Origin of the sequence: Pseudomonas sp. 2995-1 (genome assembly GCF_002742505.1) — a bacterium.
Lineage (GTDB): Bacteria > Pseudomonadota > Gammaproteobacteria > Pseudomonadales > Pseudomonadaceae > Aquipseudomonas > Aquipseudomonas sivasensis.
Window position 1 is genome coordinate 1 of the sequence record NZ_LJSA01000328.1, and the last position, 25294, is coordinate 25294.

Sequence of the window (25294 nt, forward strand, 5' to 3'; positions counted from 1 at the left end):
GTGGGGGGTGACATGGGAAGCGGGGACAAGGGGACGCCGAGATGGTTCCGTAATTTTCTGCCGTTATCCGGCGAGCTGTTTGCGAGGTGTCTGGAGAATCCGGGGCGATTCAGGGTAGATCAATCTCTCAGAGAGGTAAGACAGGACGCTTAACCATCAGGCTTTTGCGCTTACCTGAAAACGAAAACCGCAGATTAATACCCCGCAGCTACCGTTTTACATCGTAAAAATCTTAGTTTCATCGACAAGCGGTCACGCTTCCCGCGCCTTCACCTTCAAATGCCGCGCATACCACGGCCGCTTCGGCACGCGCTTGAACAACCCTGTGAGCGCATCGTCGTCAGCACCAAAGGTAATACGCAACGCGAGCTTCATGGTCTCCGGGTCCATTTCCATCGACTTGCCCATTTGCAACCCCGGCGTGGTGCTGCAGCCGTGGGTGTCCGGGCCGAGCCACGGGTCGCCGACTTCGACCCAGCGGCCCGGGGCGAACCAGGCTACGCCGTTGACTTCCAGCCGGCTGACTTCGCCTGGATTGAAGCGTTCATGGGCGCGGAACCAGTCTTCGATGCGGTCGTCGATCCAGCCGTGGAAGTGCCAGAACACCGGGTTTACGTGGGAGGAAAACGGGTCGCCAAGGAAGTCGTTTTCGGCGGCGTACCACCGCGCGGCAAAGTCTGCCGGGTCGCGGGCAAAGGGCACTGGCGCGCCGTTGGAGGGATCGCGGGGCACGGAGGCCCAGCGCATGTGCAGCCAGTCGTGCAGGCCCAGTTCCATCTCGGAACCCAGTTGGCCCAAGGTGTATTTGGCCAGGTAACGCGGGTCGCGGTATTGGGACTCCCAGACCTGGAAGTTGCTGTGGTACGTCTCTTGCGACTTGATGTCGCTGACCCACTGGGTGTATTCGCTGTCGTCGGGGGCCAACCAGGTGGGAGGCAAGGCGAAGCCATCGTGGTTGTCGAAGTAGCGCACAAAGCCCAGGCGATCACGCTCCAGCGCCGGTTGCGGTTCGGGGAAGGCCGGCCAAGAGGGTAAGTCCTGCATGGCGCGTGCAGTGCCGAGCATGTGTCGATGCATAAAGAAGAAGTCGATGCCCGAGCCGTTGCGATCTTTGCGCTTGCCACGGGCGTCGCGCTCCTGGCCCCGTGGGCCGGGTTGCCAGCCGATGCCGCGCAGGGCATCGCGTTTTTCTTCGGAGAGTTTGTGCCATTGGTCGCGAGTGGCGTGCCACAGCTGGTGGAACAGGCGGTGTTCGGGGGCGATCAGCCAGGCGAGCAGGGTCGGGTTGTGGCCGATGCGCTCGCGGGCTTCGGGAAACAGCTGTTTGTGCGCGATAAAGCGGTTGTCGCGTTCGGTCAGGGCCAGGGGGCGATTCAGGTCGAGGATCTGCCCGCTGAGGGTGCCGCTGCCGGCGTTGCCGAAGTCGGCCCAGACCTCATCGAGGGTCATCTTGAATTCATAGGCGGGCCTGCCATCGGCCGAGTCGCGGTCGATCAAGCGCCAGTAGAGCAACGCGCCCTCGCCCGTCAGCAAATCGCCCAATACCCGGTAACGCGGTTCGCCTTCGGCACGCAGGTTGGCGGCGGTGTCCAGGTAGCCGCGCAGGCCTCGGCCACGGGGGGCGATGTCGAGCAGCAGTTCCAAGCCTTGCAGCGGCAGGCCCTTGAGGCCAGCGTCGAGGCCTTCCAGGCGCAGGCTCCAGACGCCACGCAAGGTATTGGCCAGTTGCTGGCCGGCGGTGTCGGCCAGATCGACCGTGGCTTCGCCGGGGGTGATGGGGAATTCTTCACGCGTCCACTCGCGATGGGCATAGAAAGCTGCCGGCACAGCGGCGCCGGTGAGCGCGAGGCCTGCGATGAACCCACGTCGAGAGATGGTCATTGTTTACCTTAGGAAACGGCTTGATCAGAGCTAGAACGTTTGCTGGCAGGGGAAATTTACCGCCGCCGTCTCGCCCGCCTAAATTTCCCCGCTCATCGCTCGTTCTTCCCAGATAGCAAAGGCCTCAACTGACTGAGATGGCAATGACAAAATCACGTTCGAAAAAGGCGCTGTATATCGGCCTGCCGCTGGCCCTGGCCGTCGGCGCTGGCTTGCTGGTCTGGGATCACTGGTTCAGAGGCAACGCCGGCTACTCGCTGGAGGTGATCAAGCAGGCCAACGAGATGCAGGATCGGTTGTTGTCGTTCGACAGCCATATCACTGTGCCGGTGGATTTCGGCACCGCAGGCAAAGAAGCGGACAAGGACGGCAGCGATCAATTTGACCTGGTCAAGGCCAGTCGGGGCCGCTTGTCCGGCGCCGCCCTGACCATCTTCGGCTGGCCGGAAATCTGGAACGGCCCGAACGCACCGCACAAGCCCACCGAAGGGTTTGTCGAAGCGGCACGCCATGAACAGGAAGTGCGCTACAAGATCATCAGCGCCATGGTGCGCGACTTCCCCAATCAAGTCGCCATCGCCTACACCCCGGACGACTTCCGGCGCCTGCATGGCGAGGGCAAGTTCGCGATCTTTATGAGCATGCTCAACGCCTACCCGCTGGGCAACGATCTGAACCAGTTGGACCTGTGGGCCGCGCGCGGCATGCGCATGTTCGGCTTCAGCTATGTGGGCAATAACGCCTGGTCGGACTCATCGCGCCCGCTGCCATTCTTCAATGATTCGGTGGATGCGCTCGACGGGCTGTCCGACATCGGCAAACAAGCCGTGCACCGTCTCAATGACCTGGGTGTGATCATCGATGTCTCGCAGATGTCGACCAAGGCCCTGGAACAGGTGGCGCAGCTGAGCCGCACACCAATGGTGGCGTCCCACTCGGCGCCGCGTGCGGCGGTGGATATCCCGCGCAACCTCAGCGACAAGGAATTACAGCTGATCAAGCACAGTGGCGGCGTGGTGCAGATCGTGGCCTTCTCGGCCTACCTGCGCCCGCTGAGCCAGCCAACCCAGGACAAGCTCAACACGCTGCGCGCCCGTTTTGACCTGCCGCCCCTGCCGAACCTGGCCATGGCCCTGATGCCAGGCGATCCCATCATCGCTGCCTGGCCCGAGCAGCGGTTCGGCGAGTACGCCAGCGCGCTGTACGGCATCCTCGACGAGGAACCCAAGGCCACCCTCAAAGACCTGGGCAACGCGATCGACTACACCGTGCGCAAGATCGGCATCGACCACGTCGGCCTGTCTTCAGACTTCAACGACGGGGGTGGCATCGACGGCTGGAACAACGTCGGCGAAATCCGCAACGTCACCGCCGAGCTGATCCAGCGCGGCTACTCCGAAGCCGACATCGCCAAGCTGTGGGGAGGCAACTTCCTACGGGTCTGGGACCAAGTGCAAAAAGCCGCCAAACCATTGGCCAACCGTTAACCCTCTAGAAGCCAGTCCATGACCGACCGCCGTACGTTTCTCAAGCAGGCTGGGGTACTTGCCGCCAGCCTGCCGCTGGGCGCTGCCATCCTGCCTCAGGCGCAAGCAGCCGCAACACAAGACCCATGGACCGGGTTCAAGCGACTGTTCAACCAAGACCCGGACTACCTGCACTTCTCCAACTTCCTGGTGACCTCGCACCCCAAACCGGTACGCGAAGCCATTGAGCGTTACCGCGCACAGATCGACCGCAACCCAGGGCTGGCCATGGACTGGGACTTGCAGGAAACCTGGAAGCGTGAAGGCCAGGTACGCGAATGGGCCGGCCGCTACCTGAAGGCCTCTCCCCCGCAGATCGCCTTGACCGGCAGCACCTCCGAAGGGCTGGCGATGATCTATGGCGGGATCAAGGTACGGCCCGACCAGGAAATCCTGACCACGGTTCACGAGCATTACGCCACCCAGAACGTGCTGGACTTTCGTGTGCTCAAGCAAGCCACACAGGTACGCCGGATCACACTGTTCGACAACGCCAACCAAGTCTCTGTCGATGAAGTAATGGGCAATATCCAGCGCAACATCCGCCCCAACACCCGTGTGTTGGGCATGACCTGGGTGCAGTCCGGCAGCGGCGTGAAGCTGCCCATCGGCGAGATCGGCAAGCTGGTGGACGAGCACAACCGCAACCGCGATGAGCAAGACCGCATCCTCTACGTGGTGGATGGCGTGCACGGCTTCGGCGTGGAAAACCTCGATTTCCCCGACATGCACTGCGACTTCTTCATCGCCGGCACCCATAAATGGATGTTCGGCCCGCGCGGCACCGGTCTGGTGTGCGCCCGCGACCCCGAGAACAAATACGTCACGCCGATGGTGCCGACCTTCTCCGAGGACAAGGACTTCGCCACCAGCATGACGCCTGGCGGCTACCACGCCTTCGAGCATCGCTGGGCCGCAGATGAAGCCTTCAAGCTGCACTTGCAGTTGGGCAAGGCCCAGGTGCAGACACGCATCCATGGACTGAATACCGAGCTGAAAGACCAATTGCTGGCGCAGCCACAGGTCGAGCTGGTCACCCCGCGCAACCCCGCGCTGTCCGCCGGTTTCACCTTCTTCCGAATCAAGGGCCAGGACAGTGACGCAGTGGTGGCCCACATGATGAAACACCGCGTGGTGGTCGATTCGGTGGACCGTGATGTCGGCCCCGTGATTCGCACCTCGCCTGGCCTGCTCAACAACGCCGACGAAATCCAGCGGTTCATGACCCTGCTGCGCCAGCGGGTGTGACGCTCACTTTTCCCTTTGAACGAGATGCCCACATGATTCCATTCCGACTCAAACCCTTGACCACTCTGGCGCTCACCGCCCTGTGCAGCGGCCTGCTGCCAGGCGTGGCCCAGGCCGCCGCGCCACAGCCGGGCAAGGTGTTCAAGGACTGTAAGGACTGCCCGGAAATGGTCGTGCTGCCCGCCGGCACCTTCACCATGGGGACGCCTGAGGATGAGGTCGGTCGCGAGCCGGATGAAGGCCCGATGCATGACGTGACCTTCGCCAAACCGTTCGCCATGAGCCGCTTCCACATCACTGCCGGTGAATGGGACAGCTATGTGCGCCAGACCGGCGTGAAGATCGCCAATGGTGACACCCGCCCCGGCCGCGAATGCATCGCCAGCAAGCCGCGCTATCCACAAGGCCCACGTCAGCCGGCGGTGTGCATGGACATGGACGACATCAAGGCCTACGTCGCCTGGCTGTCGAAAAAGACCGGCCAACACTACCAAATGGTCAGCGAAGCCCAGCGCGAATACGCCGCCCGTGCCGGTTCCACCGGGCCTTTCCCCTTCCCCTTCGATGAAGGCAAGGGCTACAGCATCGCCGAACACGCCAACACCTACGGGCCTGCGGACGGCTACAGTTACTCGTCGCCAGTGGGCAGCTACCCGCCCAACGCGTTCGGCATGTACGACATGCACGGCAACGTCTACGAGCGCGTCGCCGACTGCGAACATACCAACTACATCGGCGCCCCTGCCGACGGCAGTGCCTGGGTAGAACCTAACTGCGAGTCCTATCAGATTCGCGGCAATGACTGGGGTGAAGCACCGGTATTTTCGCGCTCGGGCAACCGCAACACTATCTACCCGCAGACGCGGGGCGACTGGATCGGCTTCAGGGTTGTGCGTGATCTCTGATTACGCACACTGAAACCGGCAAAAAAAACCGCCTGGCATGAGCCAGGCGGTTTTTTTATTTCTGGAGGGCGCCGGCACACGTGCCGGCTCCCGGTGATCAGAACGCGTACTTGGCGTTGATCATTGCGTTGCGAGGTTCGCCGTAGGAGCCCGAATTGAACGTGCCCATGCCGTCGTAGTACTTCTGGTCAAACAGGTTGTTGACGTTCAGCCCCACACTCAGGTGGTCATCCACTTGGTATTTGGCCAACAAGCCAACCACGGCGAACGGATCCTGCGTTGCCTTGTAGTAAGGGCCGGAGTAGTTGATTTGCGATGCAGCGTACATCTCGCTTTGCCAGGTTACGTTGCCACCGACAGTCAACTTGTTCCACTCACCCGGCAGGCGATAAGTAGTGCCGAACTTGAACTGGTTGATCGGCTGATTGGTCTGCACCCGACCCCCGTCCTTGTCATGGGACTCGCGGTAGGTATAACCACCAAACACGTTCCAGCCACTGACCACTTCACCCGAGATCTCGGTCTCGACGCCACGGGTGTTGGTACCACTGATGGCCTTGTACACAGCGCGGCCCGAAGAATCCGTGCCCGACTGTTCCGGCGTGTTCTTCTGATTAATCTCAAATACCGCGACGCTCGCGTTCAGCGCGCCATCGAAGAACTCACCTTTGAGACCGATCTCGTAGTTGTCGCCTTCAAGCGGCGCCAGCGAAGTGCCCGACGCTGTTTTGTAGAACGTCTGCGGCAAGAAGATGCTGGTGTAGCTGGCGTACGCCGAATAGGTGTCGTTCAGCTCATAGACGATACCGGCATACGGCGTGACAACGCCGGTCTTTTTGGTCTTGTCGGTCGTCTTGGTGCCATCGAGATAGTTCTTGACCTCGTCATCCTGATTCCACCAGCTGAGCCGGGTACCCAGAATGATGGTCAGCGGATCGAACGGTTTCAAACGCAGGGCGCCGTACATACCGGTCTGCTGCAAGGTGGTGACGGTACCGCCATCCTTTTGATACTCACGATTGCCGTACTCACGGCCGTCCCAGTTGAAAATATTCGCCGAACCGTAGTCGCCGTCATCATTGTGGCTGGCGTAGTTAGGGAAGTTCAGGTGAGTGCGCGAAGCACTGGCACCCACCACCAACTCATGCTCGCGACCGCCCAGGTTGAACGGGCCGGACGCATAGGTATCGAGCGTATCCTGGGTCTGGTAGCTGTCCAGGCGGTAAATAAATACGCCCGTGCCTTCACCGGTCACAGGGTCAGGGTAGCCGCCACTTGCCGATGCGCCCTGGCCTTTACGGTAGGAGTATTGATGGCTGTAAGCAGTCTTCAGGCTCCAGTCATTGTCCAGCTTGTGATCAAGCATGGCGGTGAAGTTATAGCTGGTGTTGTCCATGTAACTCGAACGCGAGGCCGGGTTGAATGAACGGGAGAAATTGGTTTGCTTGCCATTGCTGAAGAACAGCGGGATATGCCCGTAGCTGGTGCCTTCGGCGTCGTTGTTCTGGTAGTCGAGGCTAGTGCGCAGCGTAGTGCTGTCGTTCAGATCGATATCCAACGCGCCGTACATCACGCGCTTTTCCTGGCTGTACCAGTCAATGAACGAATTTTGCTTCTGATAAGCCGCGACGAAACGTCCACGCACATTGCCGGTTTCTGTCAGCGGACCCGAGACGTCAACTTCGGAGCGGTAGCGATCCCACGCCCCCGCTTCTCCGGAAACGTAGGCCTGGAAGTCCTTGGTCGGACGCTTGCGCACCAGGTTGATGGTGGCCGACGGAGTGCCCGCACCGCTCATCAGGCCGGTCGCGCCGCGCACCACTTCGACACGGTCATAAATAGCCATGTCCGAGAGTGCGCCCACGTATTGCTGGGACTCGTTGGCCACCTGGGACGGGATGCCGTCGTACTGGAAGTTCTGGATCGCAAAGCCACGGGAGTAAAACGTGTAACGCTCACTGTCGCGGTGGTTGATGCTGATACCCGGCGTGAACGCCATCACTTCGTTAAGCGTCGAAAGATGCTGGTCGTCCATCAGTTGACGGGTAATCACGCTCACCGACTGCGGCGTTTCGCGCAAGGACAAGGGAAGCTTGGTGGCGGTGCTGGTTGCTCCCGTGGTGTACGAACCGGTGTTTTCGGTCGTCTCCCCAAGACCCTCGGCACTGATCGTGGTCGCGCCCAGGTTCAGCGCCGAACCGGTGGATGGCGCCATCACGATATAGCTGCCGCTGGCTTCGCGACTGGCCTGCAAGCCACTGCCCGACAACAGTCGAGACAGGCCTTCATCCACGCCAAACTGCCCTTTCAACCCTGGAGTGGAGCGCTGGCTGGCGATCGCTGGATCGTAGGAAATCGAGACACCGGCCGCCGAGCCGAATGACATCAGCGCATCCGATAATTTACCGGCCGGAATCGCGAAGGCAACCTTGCCGGCTTCGCTCTGGGCAAGTGCGACGCTCGGCATCAATGTGGCGGCAGCCGGCACAGCCAGCGCGGCGCCCAACATCATCAGACGCACGGTCTGCGGCAATTTCTTCAGCGCGTAATGCTTGGGCGTAGACAACCAAAGGAGATAAGGCATCGACAGCAATCCTTGAACAATGAGGCGTGTGTTTGGCAGAAATTAGTGGCGTCTTTGAGCGCCTCTGGTTAATAAGACGGTTCAGGTAATGAAAACCAGACTCATTTACCTGCTTTTTTTTACCACCCCTCTAAACGCGCTCAACCCTCAACCGCCAGGGGCATTGAGGGTCGAGCACGCCTGGTCATAGAAATGAAAGCGTCCATGGGAAGGGATCGGCGCACCGGCCTACGGGTGCCGGCCATGGAACATGGCCGCATCCAATCTATAACGTGGGGCTGGCGGACAAATTTAGGGCCCGCGCTCAACGCAATGAGGCTAAATCGCGCCGTAGTCGAAACGTCTTCTACAAAAGCCCGCGAGCGATCAAATGGATCGCCGGGCCTCCACTCGCCCTTAGCACGTAGCCACGTCGCGACCGAGGTAGTTTCATGACTGCAAAACCGCGTAGCGCCCTCAGCGAACTCTTGAGCCTGCTCAAGCCCTATCGCTACACCGTCATTCTGTCGATTCTGTTCGGCATCCTTGGAGGGGTGAGCGTCACGGCTCTGCTTGCCACGGTTAACCAGGGCCTGCACAGCGAGTCCGGCCTCACCACCGCAGTGGTCCTGGCCTTTGCCGGGCTGTGCCTGCTCGCCCTGCTCAGCAGCATTGCCGCCGACATCGGCAGCAACTTCGTGGGCCAAAAAGTCATCGCCAGGCTGCGCAAGGACCTCGGCGCCAAGGTGCTGTCAGCGCCAATCGAACAGATCGAACGCTACCGCAGCCACCGCCTTATTCCGGTACTGACCCACGACGTCGACACCATCAGCGACTTCGCCTTCGCCTTCGCTCCGCTGGCCATTTCCATCACCGTTATCCTCGGCTGCCTGGGCTACCTGGCGAGCCTCTCGCTGCCGATCTTCATCATGACCCTGCTGGCCATCGGCATCGGCTCGGCGATCCAGTTCATCGCGCAAAGCAAAGGCATCAAGGGCTTCTACGCCGCGCGGGAAGCTGAAGACAACCTGCAAAAGCATTACTCGGCCATCGCCGAAGGCGCCAAGGAACTGCGGATCCATCGCAAGCGCCGTCACGCGATGCTGACCCGCAACATCCAGGCCACCGCCGACCACATCTGCGACACCCACGTGCGCTCGATCAATATTTTCGTGATCGCCAAGAGCCTGGGTTCGATGCTGTTCTTTGTGGTCATCGGCCTGGCACTGACCCTGCAATCGTTCTGGCCCAGCAACAACCCGGCCATGATGAGCGGCTTTGTACTGGTGCTGCTCTACATGAAAGGCCCGCTGGAAAACCTGATCGCCAACCTGCCGATCATCAGCCGCGCGCAGATCGCCTTTCGACGCATTGCCGACCTGTCCGAACGCTTCTCGTCGCCGGAACCGCACTTGCTGCTTGACGCCGATGAGAGCCGCACGCCGACCATGAAGCATCTTGAATTGCGCGACGTGCAATACGCGTTTCCGCCCGTGGAAGGCAGCGCGCCCTTCAAGCTGGGCCCGGTGAACCTGACCATCGAGCCTGGGGAAATCCTGTTTATCGTCGGCGAAAACGGCTGCGGCAAGACCACCCTGATCAAACTGCTGCTGGGCCTGTACACCCCGCAGCAAGGTGAGATCCGCCTCAACGGCACAACGGTGGACGCCCTCGGCCTGGATGATTACCGGCAGATGTTCACCACCATTTTTGCCGACTACTACCTGTTCGACGAACTGGTGCAAAGCGATAAAGCCCTGCCAGACGACGCCAACCAATACCTGGAGCGCATGGAAATCGCGCACAAGGTCAGCATCCGCGATGGCGCTTTCACCACCACCGACCTCTCCACCGGGCAGCGCAAGCGCCTGGCGCTGATCAACGCCTGGCTCGACGAGCGTCCAGTGCTGGTCTTCGACGAGTGGGCCGCCGACCAGGACCCGACCTTCCGCCGCGTGTTCTACACAGAGCTGCTGCCGGACCTCAAGCGCCTGGGCAAGACCATCATCGTGATCTCCCACGATGATCGTTACTTCGATATCGCCGACCAACTGGTGCGCATGGAAGCCGGGCGCGTCATTACCGAAAAAGCCTTCGCCTGACCTCCCCCTCCGGCGAGCGCCCTGCCGCTCGCCGCTGCCTGCCAAGTCCCACGTCACACCTAAATCTCGTCGGCCACGCTTCGTCTTTCTGACAACGCATATTTACGCAGCCGATGGCGACGAGACCAAACATGAACCCACTGAATCAACTCCCCGACGACGACTTGCTGGCTTTGTTGATGGCCGACGACGTCGGTTCAGAGCATTCCATCAAGGCTTCCACCCATCGCGGCCCCACTCCCCTGTCCTTCGCCCAACAACGCCTGTGGTTCCTGCAACAACTCTCGCCCGACAGCAGCGCCTACAACCTTCCCAACGCGCTGCACCTGCGCGGCCCGCTGGATACATCGGCGCTCGCCGCGGCCTTGCAGCAGATCATCGACCGGCACGACGTGCTGAAAACCGCGTTCCAGACCGTCGATGATGAACCCCGGCAAGTGCTTGACCCGCAAGCCCGCATCCACGTGCGCGAAGAGGACCTCTCAGGCCTGGCACCGCACGCCCGTAGCACCGCCGTGACTGAGCGGCTGGCCGCCGAGGCCGGTGCACCGTTTGACCTGGGGCAAGCCCCGCTGATTCGCGCCACCCTGATCACCCTTGAGCGCGACGACCATATCCTGCTGTTGAACATGCACCACATCGTCTCGGACGCCTGGTCCAACCCGATCCTGATGCACGACCTGATCCAGGCTTACCAACGCGCCTGCCAGGGCGATACCACGCCGCTGGCGCGACCTGCCATCCAGTACGCCGACTACGCCCGCTGGCAGCGCGAGGAGTACCCGAACACGCCGGCACAACAGCGGGCCGCCGACTATTGGGCGGGTTACCTGGGACGGGAGATTCCCACGCTGGACCTGCCTACCGAGTTCCCCCGCAATGCCGAACAACAACACCGTGCCGGCAATCTTCAACTGTCAGTGCCCACAGCCCTGAGCCAACAGTTGCACAGCTTCTGCCAGCAACAGGACCTGACGCCGTTTATCGTGCTGCTGGGCACCTGGCAACTGCTGCTCAGTCGCTACAGCGGCCAGCAGGATTTCACCGTTGGCGTGCCGAATGCCAGCCGTAATCAGAGCGAGACCCAGGACCTGGTGGGGTTCTTCGTCAGCAGCCAGATCTATCGCACGCAACTCACCGACGACCTGACCACAGGCGAGTTTCTCCAAGCGCTGCGCCAGCAATCGCGGGCGGCGATGGAACATGCCGACTACCCGATTGAACTGATCATCGAGCGCTTGCAGCTGCAACGCAGCACTCAGGCCAACCCGTTGTTCCAGACCCTGTTCAACTGGCGGGTGAGCCAGGATCAACCGGCCGCTCTGACGCTGGGTGAGCTGAGCCTGGCGTTCCTGCCGGTGGCGCAACATGAGGCCAAGTTCGACCTGTCGATGGACGTGGACTACACGCCACAACAGATCACGGCGAGCATCGAGTACAGCACGGCACTGTTCGGCAAGGCGACGATTGAACGCCTGGGACAGCACTGGCTGCGCTTGCTGCAAAGCCTCGTTGACGGGCCGCAGCGGCGACTGGCCGAACTGCCGATGCTCGACCACGCCGAGCAACATCAGATGGTCAGCGCATGGAACGCCACCACTACCCACTACCCGCTGGAGCACAGCGTCCAGCAACTGATCGAAGCCCAAGTGGCGGCCACCCCCAATGCCACGGCGCTGGTGTTCGGCGATCAACAGCTGAGCTATCACCAGCTCAACCAGCGCGCCAACCAGCTCGCCCACAAGCTGATGGAACTGGGCGTCGGCCCCGACGCACTGGTGGGCATCGCCACCGAGCGTAGCCTGGAGATGGTCATCGGCCTGCTCGCCGTGCTCAAGGCCGGCGGCGCCTATGTGCCGCTGGACCCGGAATACCCGCAGGACCGCCTCAGCTACATGATCGAAGACAGCGGCATTGGCCTGCTGTTGACCCAGCAGCACCTGCTCACGCAGTTGCCGATTCCGGCTGCGCTGCCGGTGCTGACCCTCGATCAACTGGACGTCAGCGCTTATGCCGACACCAACCCGGAGGTCGCCGTTGACGGCGAAAACCTGGCCTACGTCATCTACACCTCAGGTTCTACCGGCAAGCCCAAAGGCGCCGGCAACCGGCATTCAGCCCTGACCAATCGGCTGTGCTGGATGCAACAGGCCTATGGGTTGACCGCCGACGATACCGTGCTGCAAAAGACCCCGTTCAGCTTCGACGTGTCGGTGTGGGAGTTCTTCTGGCCGCTGATGACCGGCGCCCGTTTGGCCGTTGCCGGGCCTGGCGATCATCGCGACCCGGCCATCCTGATCAGCCTGATTCAGCGTTACCAAGTCACGACCCTGCACTTCGTGCCGTCAATGCTGCAGGTGTTCCTGCTGGACGAACAGGTCGCCCAGTGCACCCGCCTGACACGCATCATCTGCAGCGGCGAAGCCCTGCCGGTGGACGCCCAACAACAGGTGTTCGCCAAACTGCCGAACGCCGGATTGTTCAACCTCTACGGCCCCACCGAAGCCGCCATCGACGTAACCCACTGGACCTGCCGCGAAGAAGGCAAGGCCAGCGTGCCGATTGGCCAGCCGATCGCCAACCTCACCACCTACATCCTCGATGCCGAGCTGCAACCGGTGCCCGCCGGCGTCATCGGCGAGTTGTACCTGGGCGGCGAAGGCCTGGCGCGGGGTTACCACCGCCGCCCTGCCCTCACCGCCGAACGCTTCATGACCAGCCCGTTCGGTGATGGCCAACGCCTGTACCGCACCGGCGACCTGGCCAGCTACCGTCCTGACGGCGTGATCGAATACCGTGGCCGTATCGACCACCAGGTAAAAATCCGTGGCCTGCGCATTGAACTGGGGGAAATCGAAACCCGCCTGATGGAATTGGACTGCGTGCGCGAAGCGGTGGTGATCGCGGCTGACGGGCAACTGGTGGCCTACGCCGTGCCCACTCAGGCCCGTGACGAAGCTGACCTGCGCAGCGACATCAAACACCGTCTGAGCGAACACTTGCCCGATTACATGGTGCCGGCCCAGTTGATCTTCCTCGATCAACTGCCCCTGAGCCCCAACGGCAAACTGGACCGCAAGGCTCTGCCGAAACCCGATGCAAACCTGCTGCAAAAAACCTACGTAGCGCCGCAGAGCCCACTGGAACAGCAGATCGCTGCCATCTGGCAAGACGTGCTCAAGCGTGAAACCGTCGGCCTGCACGATGACTTCTTTGAGCTGGGCGGACATTCACTGTTGGCTACCCAGGTCGTCTCCCGTGTGCGTCATGCCCTGAACACCGATGTGCCGCTGCGCAGCCTGTTCGAATGCAGCACCTTGCAGGCGTTCGTCGCCACCTTGGCGCAGGAACCGGTCCGCCACGAGCCGCCCTTGGTCCGGGTCGCGCGCGACCAGCCGCTGCGCCTGTCTTACGCCCAGGAACGCCAGTGGTTCCTCTGGCAACTGGACCCTCAAAGCACCGCGTATCACATCCCTGCGGCCCTGCGCCTTCGCGGCCATCTGGACACCCAGGCACTGCAGCGCAGCTTTGACCACCTGATCGAGCGCCATGAAAGCCTGCGCACCTCGTTCACCCAGGACGGCGAGCGTACCGTCCAACGGATCGCCGCCCACGCTCCGCTGGCGATCACCGTCGAGTCACGGCTGGGCGCAGACGAGCAGGCGATCCAGGCGTGTGTTGAACACGAAATCCAGCAGTTGTTCGACTTGCAGCATGGCCCGCTGCTGCGGGTCAAACTGCTGAAACTGGCGGATGACGATCACGTCCTGATCCTCACCCAGCACCATATTGTCTCCGATGGCTGGTCGATCAACGTGATGATCCAGGAGCTGATTGCCCTGTACGCCGGTTTCAGCCAGCAGCAACCCGTCAGCCTGCCTGACCTGCCCGTCCAATACGCCGACTATGGCGTGTGGCAGCGCCAGTGGATGGAGGCCGGAGAGCGCGAGCGCCAACTGGCCTACTGGACCGAACAGTTGGGCGGCGAGCAGACGGTATTGGAACTGCCCGCCGACCACACCCGGCCGTCGGAGCAAAGCTACCGCGGCGCCCAATTGGAACTGGCGCTGGGCCACGAGCTGAATCAGTCGCTCAAGCAATTGGCCCAGCAGCAAGGCGTGACGTTGTTCATGCTGTTGCTGGCCTCGTTCCAAACCCTGTTGCACCGCTACAGCGGGCAAACCGACATCCGTGTCGGTGTGCCGATTGCCAACCGCAACCGCGTGGAAACCGAAGGGCTGATCGGGTTTTTCGTCAACACCCAGGTGCTGCGCGCAGAGCTCAACGGCCAGGCGCGGTTTGTCGACGTGCTGCAACAGGTCAAACACCACGCCTTGCAAGCCCAGGCTCACCAGGACCTGCCCTTTGAGCAACTGGTGGAAGCCCTGCAACCGGAGCGCAGCCTCAGCCACAGCCCGCTGTTCCAGGTGATGTACAACCATGCCAGCGTGCAGCCGCAAAACAGCGTCAGCCTGCCCGGCCTGAGCCTTGAAGTCCTGGAAGGCACGCTACCCAGCACCCAGTTTGACCTCTCGCTGGACACAACCGAGTCCGCCGACGATCTGCTGGCCACCCTCACCTATGCGATCGACCTGTTTGAAGCCTCAACCGTCCAGCGCCTGGCCGGGCATTGGCAAAACCTGTTGCAGGCCATCGTCCGTAACCCGCAGCAACGCCTGGGTGAAATGGACATCCTTGGGCATGAAGAACGGCACCTGATGCTCCATGACTGGAGCAGTGCCACCCTCGATTACCCAAGTGAACAACGGGTTCATCAGCTGTTTGAAGCCCAGGTGGCGAAGCAACCATCAGCCCCGGCCTTGCTCTTCGAAGACCGCCAGTTGAGTTATGCCGAACTCAACGCCCAGGCCAATCGCCTGGCTCGCCATCTGGTGAGCCTGGGCGTCGGGCCCGACGTGCTGGTGGGGATTGCCGTGGAGCGCGGCCTGGACATGATCATCGGCTTGCTGGCGGTGCTCAAGGCCGGTGGCGCCTACGTGCCCCTGGACCCTGAATACCCGCAGGATCGGTTGCTGTGCATGATCGAAGACAGCGGCACGCAACTGATGCTGACCCAGAGCCACTTGCGCGAACGCCTGAAGATTCCTGCCGAGGTGGCGCACCTGTGCCTGGACCAGAACCAAGCCTGGGTCGATCTGGACGACAGCAACCTGGTCAATCGTGCCCATGCCGATAACCTTGCCTATGTGATGTTCACCTCCGGCTCCACTGGCCGGCCAAAAGGCGTGGGCATCAACCAGTCCTCGCTGACTCGCCATGCCTACGTGTCGTTGGGGTTCTTCAATCTCAATGGCGGCGACCGCATCCTGCAGTTTTCCACCTTCAACTTCGACGGTTTCGTCGAGCAGCTGTACCCGGCCCTGATCTGCGGCGCGTCGGTGGTGCTGCGCGGCACCGAAATCTGGGACACCGAGACCTTCTACCACGCACTGATCAAGCACCAGATCAGCGTGGTCGACCTCACCACGGCCTACTGGAACCTGCTGGCCAAGGATTTTGCCGCGGCTGGCCCACGGGATTACGGGCGCCTCAAGCAAGTGCACGCCGGTGGTGAAGCCATGCCGCCAGAAGGCCTCGCCGCGTGGAGCCAGGCCGGCCTTGGCCACGTCAAATTACTCAACACCTACGGCCCGACTGAAGCCACGGTGACGGTCACGGCCCTTGATTGCACCGACTATGTAACCGGCGCACGCCCTACGCCTTTGACCATGCCCATCGGCAAGGTCCTGGCCGGACGCAGCATTTACCTGCTGGACGACAGCGGTGCCCCGGCGCCGATTGGCGTGGTGGGCGAACTGGTGATCGGCGGCGAGTTGCTGGCGCGGGGTTATTTCAATCGCCCGGACCTGACGGCCGAGCGCTTCATGCCCGACCCGTTCAGCCAAAGTGGCGGCCGCTTGTACCGCACCGGCGACCTTGCGCGCTACACCCCCGACGGGGTGATCGAGTACGTCGGCCGGATCGACCATCAGGTGAAGATTCGTGGGTTCCGTATCGAGTTGGGCGAAATCGAAGCCCGACTGCTGGAGCACGACATGGTGCGAGACGCCATCGTCCTCGCCCAACCGGCCGCCAGCGGTTTGCAGTTGGTGGGTTATGTGGTGCCCGAGGCCACGGCCGTGCCGCACGCAGAGCTGCGCCAGTCGATCAAAGCCTCGCTGGCAGCCGTGCTGCCGGACTATATGGTCCCGGGCTTCCTGATGTTCCTTGATGTATTGCCCCTGAGCCCGAACGGCAAGCTGGACCGTAAAGCGCTGCCCAAGCCGGATGCCAGCCAACAGCAAAACCACTATGTGGCGCCGCGAACGGCCCTGGAAATCCAGGTCGCCGGAATCTGGCAAAGCGTGCTCAACCTTGAGCAGGTGGGCCTCACGGATGACTTCTTCGCACTGGGCGGCCATTCGTTGCTGGCGACCCAGATCATCTCCAGGGTGCGTCAGGCCCTGGGGCTGGATGTGGCCCTGCGCAGCTTGTTCGAACGCAGCGTGCTCGGGGATTTCGTCGCCGGCCTGGACGGTCGCGCGCGGCAGCATGAGCTGCCATTGGTGCCCGTCGAACGCACTCAATCGCTGCCCCTGTCCTACGCACAGGAGCGCCAGTGGTTCCTCTGGCAATTGGACCCGCACAGCGCCGCGTACCACCTGCCGGCCGCCCTGCGCCTCAAGGGCACGCTGGATGTCGCGGCGCTGGAGCACGCGTTCAATCAACTGATCGCGCGTCACGAAGCACTGCGCACCACCTTCGTGGTGGACAACGAACACCCCCGCCAAATCATCGCCGACCAGGCACCGCTGGCGTTGGTGGTCGAGACGCTGAACGGCACGCCGGACGACGCCACGATCAAGGCCTTTGTGGAGCACGAAACCCGGCAACTGTTCGACCTGCAAAACGGCCCGCTGCTGCGGGTCAGGCTGCTGCGTCTGGCGGACGATGAACATGTACTGGTACTGACCCAGCACCACATCGTTTCCGATGGCTGGTCGGTGCAACTGATGGTGGAGGAACTGATCAGCCTGTACGGCGCCGCCCAGTCTGGACAGCCTCACGCACTGGCGCCGTTGCCCATCCAGTACGCCGACTATGCCGCCTGGCAACGGCAATGGATGCAAGCCGGCGAGCGCGAACGTCAACTGGCGTACTGGACCGGCCAGTTGGCCGGTGAACACAGCGTATTGGAGTTGCCGACGGATCGCCCGCGCCCGGCGGAACAAAGCTACCGAGGTGCCCACCTGTCAATCACCCTGGCGCCAGGCCTGGGCGATGCCGTGCACGCCTTTGCCCATCGCGTTGGCGTGACGCCGTTCATGCTGTTGCTGGCGTCTTTCCAGACCCTGTTGCACCGCTACAGCGGCCAAAACGATATCCGCGTCGGTGTGCCGATTGCTAACCGCAACCGGGTCGAAACCGAGGGGCTGATTGGCTTCTTCGTGAACACCCAAGTCATGAAAGCCGAGTTCAGCTCGCACCTGCGGGTCGAGGCTCTGCTGCAACAGGTCAAGCAACATGCACTGGATGCCCAGGCGCATCAGGACCTGCCATTCGAACAACTGGTGGAGGCCTTGCAACCGGAACGCAGCCTCAGCCACAACCCGCTCTTCCAGGTGATGTTCAACCACCAGAGTGCCGACAAACCCAGCGCCACCGAACGTCCGTCACTGCCTTCGGCGTTGCAGGTCGAGGGATTGGACTGGGAAGGCAGCACCTCGCAATTTGACCTGACCCTCAGCACCAGCGAATCGGCCGAAGGCTTGAGCGCGACCCTGACCTACGCCACCGACCTGTTCAACGCCACCACCATCGAGCGCCTTGGGCGGCATTGGCAACAGCTGCTGCACAGCCTGATTGCCGACCCGCAACAGCGAGTTGCAGATTTGGCGATGCTCGACCACGCCGAGCAGCAGCACATTGTCAGCGCGTGGAACGCCACCACCACCCACTACCCGCTGCACCACAGCGTCCAGCAACTGATCGAAGCCCAAGTGGCGGCCACACCCAGTGCCACGGCGCTGGTGTTCGGCGACCTGCAGCTGAGCTATCACCAGCTCAACCAGCGCGCCAACCAGCTCGCCCACAAGCTGATGGAACTGGGCGCGGGCCCCGATGCACTGGTGGGTATCGCCACCGAGCGAAGCCTGGAGATGGTCATCGGCCTGCTCGCCGTGCTCAAGGCCGGCGGCGCCTATGTGCCGCTGGACCCGGAATACCCGCAGGACCGCCTCAGCTACATGATCGAAGACAGCGGCATTGGCCTGCTGTTGACCCAGCAGCACCTGCTCACGCAGTTGCCGATTCCGGCTGCGCTGCCGGTGCTGACCCTCGATCAACTGGACGTCAGCGCTTATGCCGACACCAACCCGGAGGTCGCCGTTGACGGTGAAAACCTGGCCTACGTCATCTACACCTCAGGTTCTACCGGCAAGCCCAAAGGCGCCGGCAACCGGCATTCGGCCCTGACCAATCGGCTGTGCTGGATGCAACAGGCCTATGGGTTGACCGCCGACGACACGGTGCTGCAAAAGACCCCGTTCAGCTTCGACGTGTCGGTGTGGGAGTTCTTCTGGCCGCTGATGACCGGCGCCCGTTTGGCCGTTGCCGGGCCTGGCGATCATCGCGATCCGGCCATCCTGATCAGCCTGATTCAGCGTTACCAGGTCACGACCCTGCACTTCGTGCCGTCGATGCTGCAGGTGTTCCTGCTGGACGAACAGGTCGCCCAGTGCACCCGCCTGACACGCATCATCTGCAGCGGCGAAGCCCTGCCGGTGGACGCTCAACAACAGGTGTTCGCCAAGCTGCCGAACGCCGGGTTGTTCAACCTCTACGGCCCCACCGAAGCCGCCATCGACGTAACCCACTGGACCTGCCGCGAAGAAGGCAAGGCCAGCGTGCCGATTGGCCAGCCGATCGCCAACCTCACCACTTACATCCTCGATGCCGAGCTGCAACCGGTGCCCACCGGTGTCATCGGCGAGTTGTACCTGGGCGGCGAAGGCCTGGCCCGGGGTTACCACCGCCGCCCTGCCCTCACCGCCGAGCGCTTCATGACCAGCCCGTTCGGTGATGGCCAACGCCTGTACCGCACCGGCGACCTGGCCAGCTACCGGCCCGACGGCGTGATCGAATACCGTGGCCGTATCGACCACCAGGTAAAAATCCGTGGCCTGCGCATTGAACTGGGGGAAATCGAAACCCGCCTGATGGAACTCGATTGCGTGCGTGAAGCGGTGGTGATCGCGGCTGACGGGCAGTTAGTCGCCTACGCCGTGCCCGCTCAAGCCCGTGACGCCGCTGAACTGCGCAGCGACATCAAACACCGTCTGAGCGAACACTTGCCCGACTACATGGTGCCGGCCCAGTTGATCTTCCTCGACCAACTGCCCCTGAGCCCCAACGGCAAACTGGACCGCAAGGCCCTGCCGAAACCCGATGCAAACCTGCTGCAAAAAACCTACGTGGCACCGCACAGCCCGCTGGAACAGCAGATCGCCGCCATCTGGCAAGACGTGCTGAAACTGGAACGCGTCGGCCTGAACGACAATTTCTTCGAACTGGGCGGTGACTCCATCATCTCCATCCAGGTGGTCAGCCGCGCCCGCCAGCAAGGCATCGCCTTTACACCCAAGGAACTGTTCCAACACCAGACCGTGCAAGGCCTGGCCAGCGTGGCCCGTGTCGGCGCAAGTGCCCAGGTGATCGACCAGGGACCAGCCACCGGCCCGCTCACGTTGCTGCCGATTCACCAGGTATTTTTTGAAACGGCTATCCCTGAGCGCCATCACTGGAACCAGTCGGTACTGCTCCAACCTGCGCAACCGCTGGTGGCCGAGGCACTGCAACAGGCGTTGCACGCGGTGATTGAGCACCACGACGCCCTGCGTTTGAGCTTTGAGCAACACCCCGGCGGCTGGAGCGCCCAGTACCGGCCAATGGTCGACTGGCAGTTGCAACAGATTGACGCCACCGCCGAGCAATTGTCGGACCTGTGCGATCAAGCCCAAGGCAGCCTCGACCTGCAACACGGCCCGCTGATCCGCGCCTTGTTGATCCACTTGGCTGACGGTACCCAGCGCTTGTTGTTGGTGATCCACCACCTGGCAGTGGATGGCGTGTCCTGGCGGATTCTTTTTGAAGACCTGCAAAACGCCTATCAACAGGTCAGCGACCAGCAGCCGGTGCAGCTGCCGGCCCGCACCAGTTCGGTCAAGGCCTGGGCCGAGCGCCTGCAACGCCGCGCGCAAAACCAGACGTCCCAGGACGAACTGAACTACTGGCTGGCGCAACTCGACACCAACACGCCCGACCTGCCATGCGAACGTCCCCATGGCAGCCTGGATAATCGCCACAGCCACACGCTGCATACACACCTCGACGCCCGGCAGACAAAACAATTGCTGCAACAGGCGCACAAGGCCTATCGAACGCAGATCAACGACTTGCTGCTGACGGCCCTGGCACGTGTCATCAGCCGCTGGACCGGCGCCCCGCACTGCCTGATCGAGCTGGAAGGTCATGGCCGCGAAGACCTGTTCGATGACATCGACCTGACCCGCACGGTGGGTTGGTTCACCAGCCTGTTCCCGGTCAAGCTCGTGCCGGCCGCCAACCTTGGCGACTCCATCAAGCAGATCAAGGAACAGTTGCGGGCAATCCCCGACAAAGGCCTTGGCTATGGCGCCCTGCGCTACCTGGGCACGCCGCAGGCACGGGCCAGCCTCGGCGCCTTGCAGGCACCACGCATCACGTTCAACTACCTTGGCCAGTTCGACGGCAGTTTCGATGCCAGAAAGGGCTCGTTGCTGGCCCCTGCCGCCGAAGGCAGCGGCCGTGAGCAGGCGCTGAATGCGCCACTGGGCAACTGGCTGAGCCTCAATGGCCAGGTATACGGTGATGAACTGACCCTCGGCTGGCAATTCAGCCGGGAGATGTTCGACGAAGCGACCATTGCGCACCTGGCCGATGACCTCAAGCGCGAGCTGCTGGCCCTGATCGAGCATTGCTGCGACACCGCCAACGTGGGGGTCACGCCGTCCGACTTCCCGCTGGCGCGGATCAGCCAGGCACAACTGGATCGCCTGCCGGTGCCGTTGCCACAAGTCGAAGACGTCTACCCGTTGTCGGCGATGCAACAGGGCATGCTGTTCCACACACTGGAGGCACCGGAAAGCGCACTGTACGTGAACCAGATGGCCGTCTCGGTCACCGGCCTGGACGTTGCGCGGTTCACCGCAGCCTGGAACGCCGTGATTGAGCGCCATGAAATCCTGCGTACCGGGTTCTGGGCCGACAACCAACTGGCCGAACCGCTGCAAGTGGTCTATCGCGCGGCGACGATGCCTGTCGACGTACTCGACTGGCAGCAACGGGACGTCACCGCCCAAGACCTGGAGGTACTCGCGAGCCAGGATTGCGCCCGTGGCTTCGAACTTCTGCGTGCGCCGCTCACACGCCTGACCCTGGTGCAGCTCGACCCGCAGACGCACTACCTGATCTGGACCAGCCACCACATCCTCATGGACGGCTGGTCCAACTCGCGGCTGTTGGGTGAAGTCTTCGCGATCTACAACGGCCAGGCCGCACCGGCCAAACGCGGGCATTACCGCGATTACATCCGCTGGCTGCAAGATCAATCCCAGGCGGTACTGGAGCAGTTCTGGAAAACCAAGCTCCAGGACTTGAACGGCACCTCGTCCCTCGCCAACAGCCTATCGCCCAAACCGGCCATGGAATTGGAAGGCCACGCGGCGCTGTATCTGAATTGGGATGCGCTGCAAACCGCGCACTTGCGTGAGCAGGCCCAACGTCTGCGCGTCACCCCGAACACGCTGATCCAGGCCACGTGGTTACTGCTGTTGCAGCGCTATACCGGCCAGGACACCGTGTGCTTCGGCGCGACGGTCGCGGGTCGTCCAGCCAGCCTGCCAGGCTCGGAGGACATGCTCGGGCTGTTTATCAACACCTTGCCCATTATCCAGACCCCGCAACCGCACATGCCCGTCGCCCAATGGCTGCAAGCGTTGCAGGCCTATAACCTGGAAGTGCGCGACCACGAGCACGCGTCCCTGGCGGACGTACAACGCTGGTCGGGCCAAGGTGGCCAGCCGCTGTTTGACAGCATTCTGGTGTTTGAAAACTACCCGGTGGACGAACGCCTGCAGGAAGCCGGGCAAGAACGCCTGAGCTTCGGCGACGTCAGCAGCCGCGATGTGACCAACTTTGCCATGGACCTGGCGATCAACCTCGGCGACACCCTGAAGATCGAGTTCCTGTACCTGCGCAACCGCTTTACCGAGGCCGCCACCGCACAAATCCTGCGCAGCTTTGAAACCCTGCTGCTGGAACTGCTGAACAACGCCCAGGCCAACGTCGGCAGCCTCACTATGCTGGCAGGCACCGAACAGCAACTGTTGCTGCAACGTAACGTGCTGAGCCCCGCCATGGCACCACGCGCCCACCTGGCACAGGTGATCCGTCAACACGCACTGGAGCGCCCTGACGCAGTGGCGGTGGTGTGCGACGGGATCGAGTTGAGCTACGGCGAACTGGATGCCCGGGCCAACCGCCTGGCCCACTGCCTAATGGCCCAGGGCATCGGGCCGGAGATGTTCGTTGGCGTCGCTCTGGAGCGTTCGGTGGACGTCATTGTCGCGTTCTATGGCGTCATGAAAACCGGCGCCGCGTACGTGCCGCTGGACATTGACTACCCGCAGGACCGCGTGCAGTGGATCGTCGAAGACTCTGCCATGAGCGTACTGATCAGCCAGCACTCGCTGCGGTCGCGCTTCGACGGCCTGGGCGAGGCGACGCTTATCGACCTGGATCGCCTGCCGCTGTCGGACTGGCCGGCGACGTGCCCGGCACCGCTGGTGCACGACGATAACCTGGCTTATCTGATTTACACCTCGGGCTCCACCGGCAAGCCCAAGGGCGTCGCCGTGACCCATGGGCAAATTCGCATGCATTGCCATGCGATTGCCGAGCGTTACGAGATGGACAGCGGCACCCGCGAATTGCTGTTCATGTCGTTCGCCTTCGACGGTGCCCAGGAGCGTTGGCTGTCGACACTGCAAAGCGGCGGGTGCCTGGTGGTGCGGGGTAACCAGCTGTGGACACCGGAAGAAACCTGGCAGGCGCTGCACGCCCACAGCACCAGCATCGCCTGCTTCCCTCCGGCGTATCTGCAACAGCTGGCCGAGTACGGCGACAGCCAAACCGATGCACCACCGCCCGTGCGCATCTACTGCTTCGGCGGTGACGCGGTGGCCGAGGCCAACTTCGAGCTGGTCAAACGCGTGCTCAAGCCGCAGTACCTGACCAACGGATACGGCCCCACCGAAACCGTGGTTACCCCGCTGCTGTGGAAAGTGAGTGCCGACGAACGCTGCAACGCGGTGTACGCGCCGATCGGCACCCGCGTCGGTGAACGTACCCTGTATGTGCTGGACGAACACCTCAACCCCGTGCCCGATGGCGTGGCGGGCGAGTTGTACATCGGCGGCGAAGGCGTTGCCCGTGGGTATCACCAGCGGCCCGGCCTGAGCGCCGAACGGTTTGTGGTTGACCCGTTCGCTGCCGACGGCACACGCCTGTATCGCACCGGGGATCTGGTGCGCCAACGCCCCGACGGCGTGATCGACTACCTTGGCCGCCTGGACAACCAGGTGAAAATCCGCGGTTTCCGTATCGAACTGGGAGAAATTGAGTCACGCCTGCGCGAGATCCCCGACGTGCAAGACGCCGTGGTGGTCGCCCGCGATACGGCCGGCGGCAAGCAACTGATCGGTTACGTGGTGGCCGATGCTTCGGCCGGGCTGGGCGAACGCCTGCGTGCAGCTTTGCAGGTGGAATTGCCCGACTACATGGTGCCGGCGCAAATCCTCGCGCTCCCGGCCTTCCCGCTCAACCCCAACGGCAAGTTGGACCGCCTGGCCCTGCCTGATCCGGACTTCAAAGGCCGCGCCTTCGTTGCACCGCGCAATGCGTTGGAGGCACAACTGGCAGCGATCTGGCAGGAGGTGCTGGAGTTGGAGAGCGTAGGCGTCACCGACAACTTCTTTGAATTGGGCGGCGACTCGCTGCGCATTCTCAAGGTGCTGTCGAAGGTGCGCAGCCAGCCGGATATCGGCATCGAACTGAAACTGCGGGACATGATCGGCAAACCCACCATCGCTGAGCTGTCCGGGTTTGCCGAGGACGATGCCAGCCTGAATCCGCTGCTACTGCTCAACAGTGAAACGACGCACATCTCGCCGTTGTTCTGCCTGCATGCCGGTTTTGGCACGGTGTTCGACTACGAGCCCCTGGCCCGTCGCTTGGATGGACAGCGCAGCGTCTACGGCCTGCAATGTCGCATGCTGCTGGACCGCCAGTGGAACGATGATTCCCTGGCGTCCATGGCCATCGATTACAGCCAGTACATCCGCCAGCAGCAAGCCAGCGGCCCGTACCACCTGGTGGGCTGGTCGCTGGGCGGCACCCTCGCGGTGCTGGTGGCCCAGGAGCTGGAAAGCCAGGGCCAACGCGTGGAGTTTCTCGGCCTGGTGGACAGTTTTGTGCCCACTGGCGAAGACGTCTTGAGCGACGACTGGAGCGAGGACTTGCGCGGGTTCCTCGCGGTACTGTTCGGCCTGTCGGCCGAGGCCTTGCCAACCTTCGACGTCAGGGCGACGACGGACAGCGCGGTGCTGGAGCAACTGATCGCACAGGTCCAGGCAGGCGCTGCCGCGCGTTCGGTGTATGCCGCAATCAGCACCGAGGAGCTGGCTCACACGTTCCAGGTAGCGATGAAACTCAAGGCGTTGTCCACGGGACTGGACGGCTTGCCGCCCACCCGGGCGCAAGCCCATTGCTGGTGGGCCAAGGCGCTTGCCGACCAGCCGGCATCGAACCTGGCCAGCGCCCGGAGCAATGAACAAATCGCCGCCGGCCACTACGACATGCTTAACCACCCGACCCTGCTTCAGGGTCTGTTGCAGCACTTGGCGCTGCAACCCGTAGCCAGTTGAAACGTCGCCGCCCCTGATGGTCAGGGGCGGCGCTTCAGCCTATTTC

7 protein-coding genes are annotated in these 25294 nt (G+C 62.3%); 5 read left to right on the forward strand and 2 right to left on the reverse strand.

The genetic code is table 11. The features are described 5' to 3' along the window. Positions 1-252: 252 nt before the first annotated feature. Positions 253-1881, reverse strand: a complete 1629-nt coding sequence (locus tag AOA61_RS08700) for a PvdJ/PvdD/PvdP-like protein (RefSeq protein WP_099601586.1) — start codon at positions 1879-1881, stop codon at positions 253-255. A gap of 143 nt (positions 1882-2024) precedes the next feature. Here AOA61_RS08700 and pvdM point away from each other — a divergent pair, with 143 nt between their 5' ends. Genes pvdM through AOA61_RS08715 form a run of 3 tightly spaced genes read left to right on the forward strand, consistent with a single transcriptional unit; the run spans position 2025 to position 5560 of the window. Next, on the forward strand, positions 2025-3368 hold the full coding sequence (gene pvdM, locus AOA61_RS08705) for a pyoverdine-tailoring dipeptidase-like protein PvdM (RefSeq protein ID WP_032885334.1): 1344 nt from the start codon (positions 2025-2027) through the stop codon (positions 3366-3368). A gap of 18 nt (positions 3369-3386) precedes the next feature. Then, positions 3387-4655 (forward strand): aminotransferase class V-fold PLP-dependent enzyme, encoded by a 1269-nt coding sequence (locus AOA61_RS08710; RefSeq protein ID WP_099601587.1) that lies wholly within the window; start codon positions 3387-3389, stop codon positions 4653-4655. A 32-nt stretch (positions 4656-4687) separates the two neighbouring features. After that, positions 4688-5560, forward strand: coding sequence for a formylglycine-generating enzyme family protein (locus tag AOA61_RS08715; protein ID WP_099601588.1), 873 nt, complete (start codon positions 4688-4690; stop codon positions 5558-5560). A 97-nt stretch (positions 5561-5657) separates the two neighbouring features. Here the strand turns inward: AOA61_RS08715 and AOA61_RS08720 are convergent, their stop codons facing one another. After that, positions 5658-8144, reverse strand: a complete 2487-nt coding sequence (locus AOA61_RS08720) for a TonB-dependent siderophore receptor (protein WP_099601589.1) — start codon at positions 8142-8144, stop codon at positions 5658-5660. Between the two features lie 431 nt (positions 8145-8575). On the opposite strand from AOA61_RS08720, the gene AOA61_RS08725 reads away from it, so the two are divergent. Together AOA61_RS08725 and AOA61_RS08730 are read left to right on the forward strand one after the other, a co-directional pair. After that, positions 8576-10225 carry a cyclic peptide export ABC transporter gene (locus AOA61_RS08725; protein WP_095185966.1) on the forward strand — a complete coding sequence of 550 codons (1650 nt, stop codon included), beginning with the start codon at positions 8576-8578 and terminating at the stop codon, positions 10223-10225. Between the two features lie 131 nt (positions 10226-10356). Continuing rightward, a complete protein-coding gene (locus AOA61_RS08730) occupies positions 10357-25248 on the forward strand; it encodes a non-ribosomal peptide synthetase (RefSeq protein ID WP_099601590.1) in 14892 nt (4963 codons plus the stop codon). Positions 25249-25294 lie beyond the last annotated feature (46 nt).

Bases quoted from the DNA above. Each gene is read 5' to 3' on its own strand.
- AOA61_RS08730 (WP_099601590.1), top strand. From the start codon at position 10,357: ATGAACCCACTGAATCAACTCCCCGACGACGACTTGCTGGCTTTGTTG.
- AOA61_RS08715 (WP_099601588.1), top strand. From the start codon at position 4,688: ATGATTCCATTCCGACTCAAACCCTTGACCACTCTGGCGCTCACCGCC.
- AOA61_RS08725 (WP_095185966.1), top strand. From the start codon at position 8,576: ATGACTGCAAAACCGCGTAGCGCCCTCAGCGAACTCTTGAGCCTGCTC.
- AOA61_RS08720 (WP_099601589.1), bottom strand. From the start codon at position 8,144: ATGCCTTATCTCCTTTGGTTGTCTACGCCCAAGCATTACGCGCTGAAG.
- AOA61_RS08700 (WP_099601586.1), bottom strand. From the start codon at position 1,881: ATGACCATCTCTCGACGTGGGTTCATCGCAGGCCTCGCGCTCACCGGC.
- AOA61_RS08710 (WP_099601587.1), top strand. From the start codon at position 3,387: ATGACCGACCGCCGTACGTTTCTCAAGCAGGCTGGGGTACTTGCCGCC.
- pvdM (WP_032885334.1), top strand. From the start codon at position 2,025: ATGACAAAATCACGTTCGAAAAAGGCGCTGTATATCGGCCTGCCGCTG.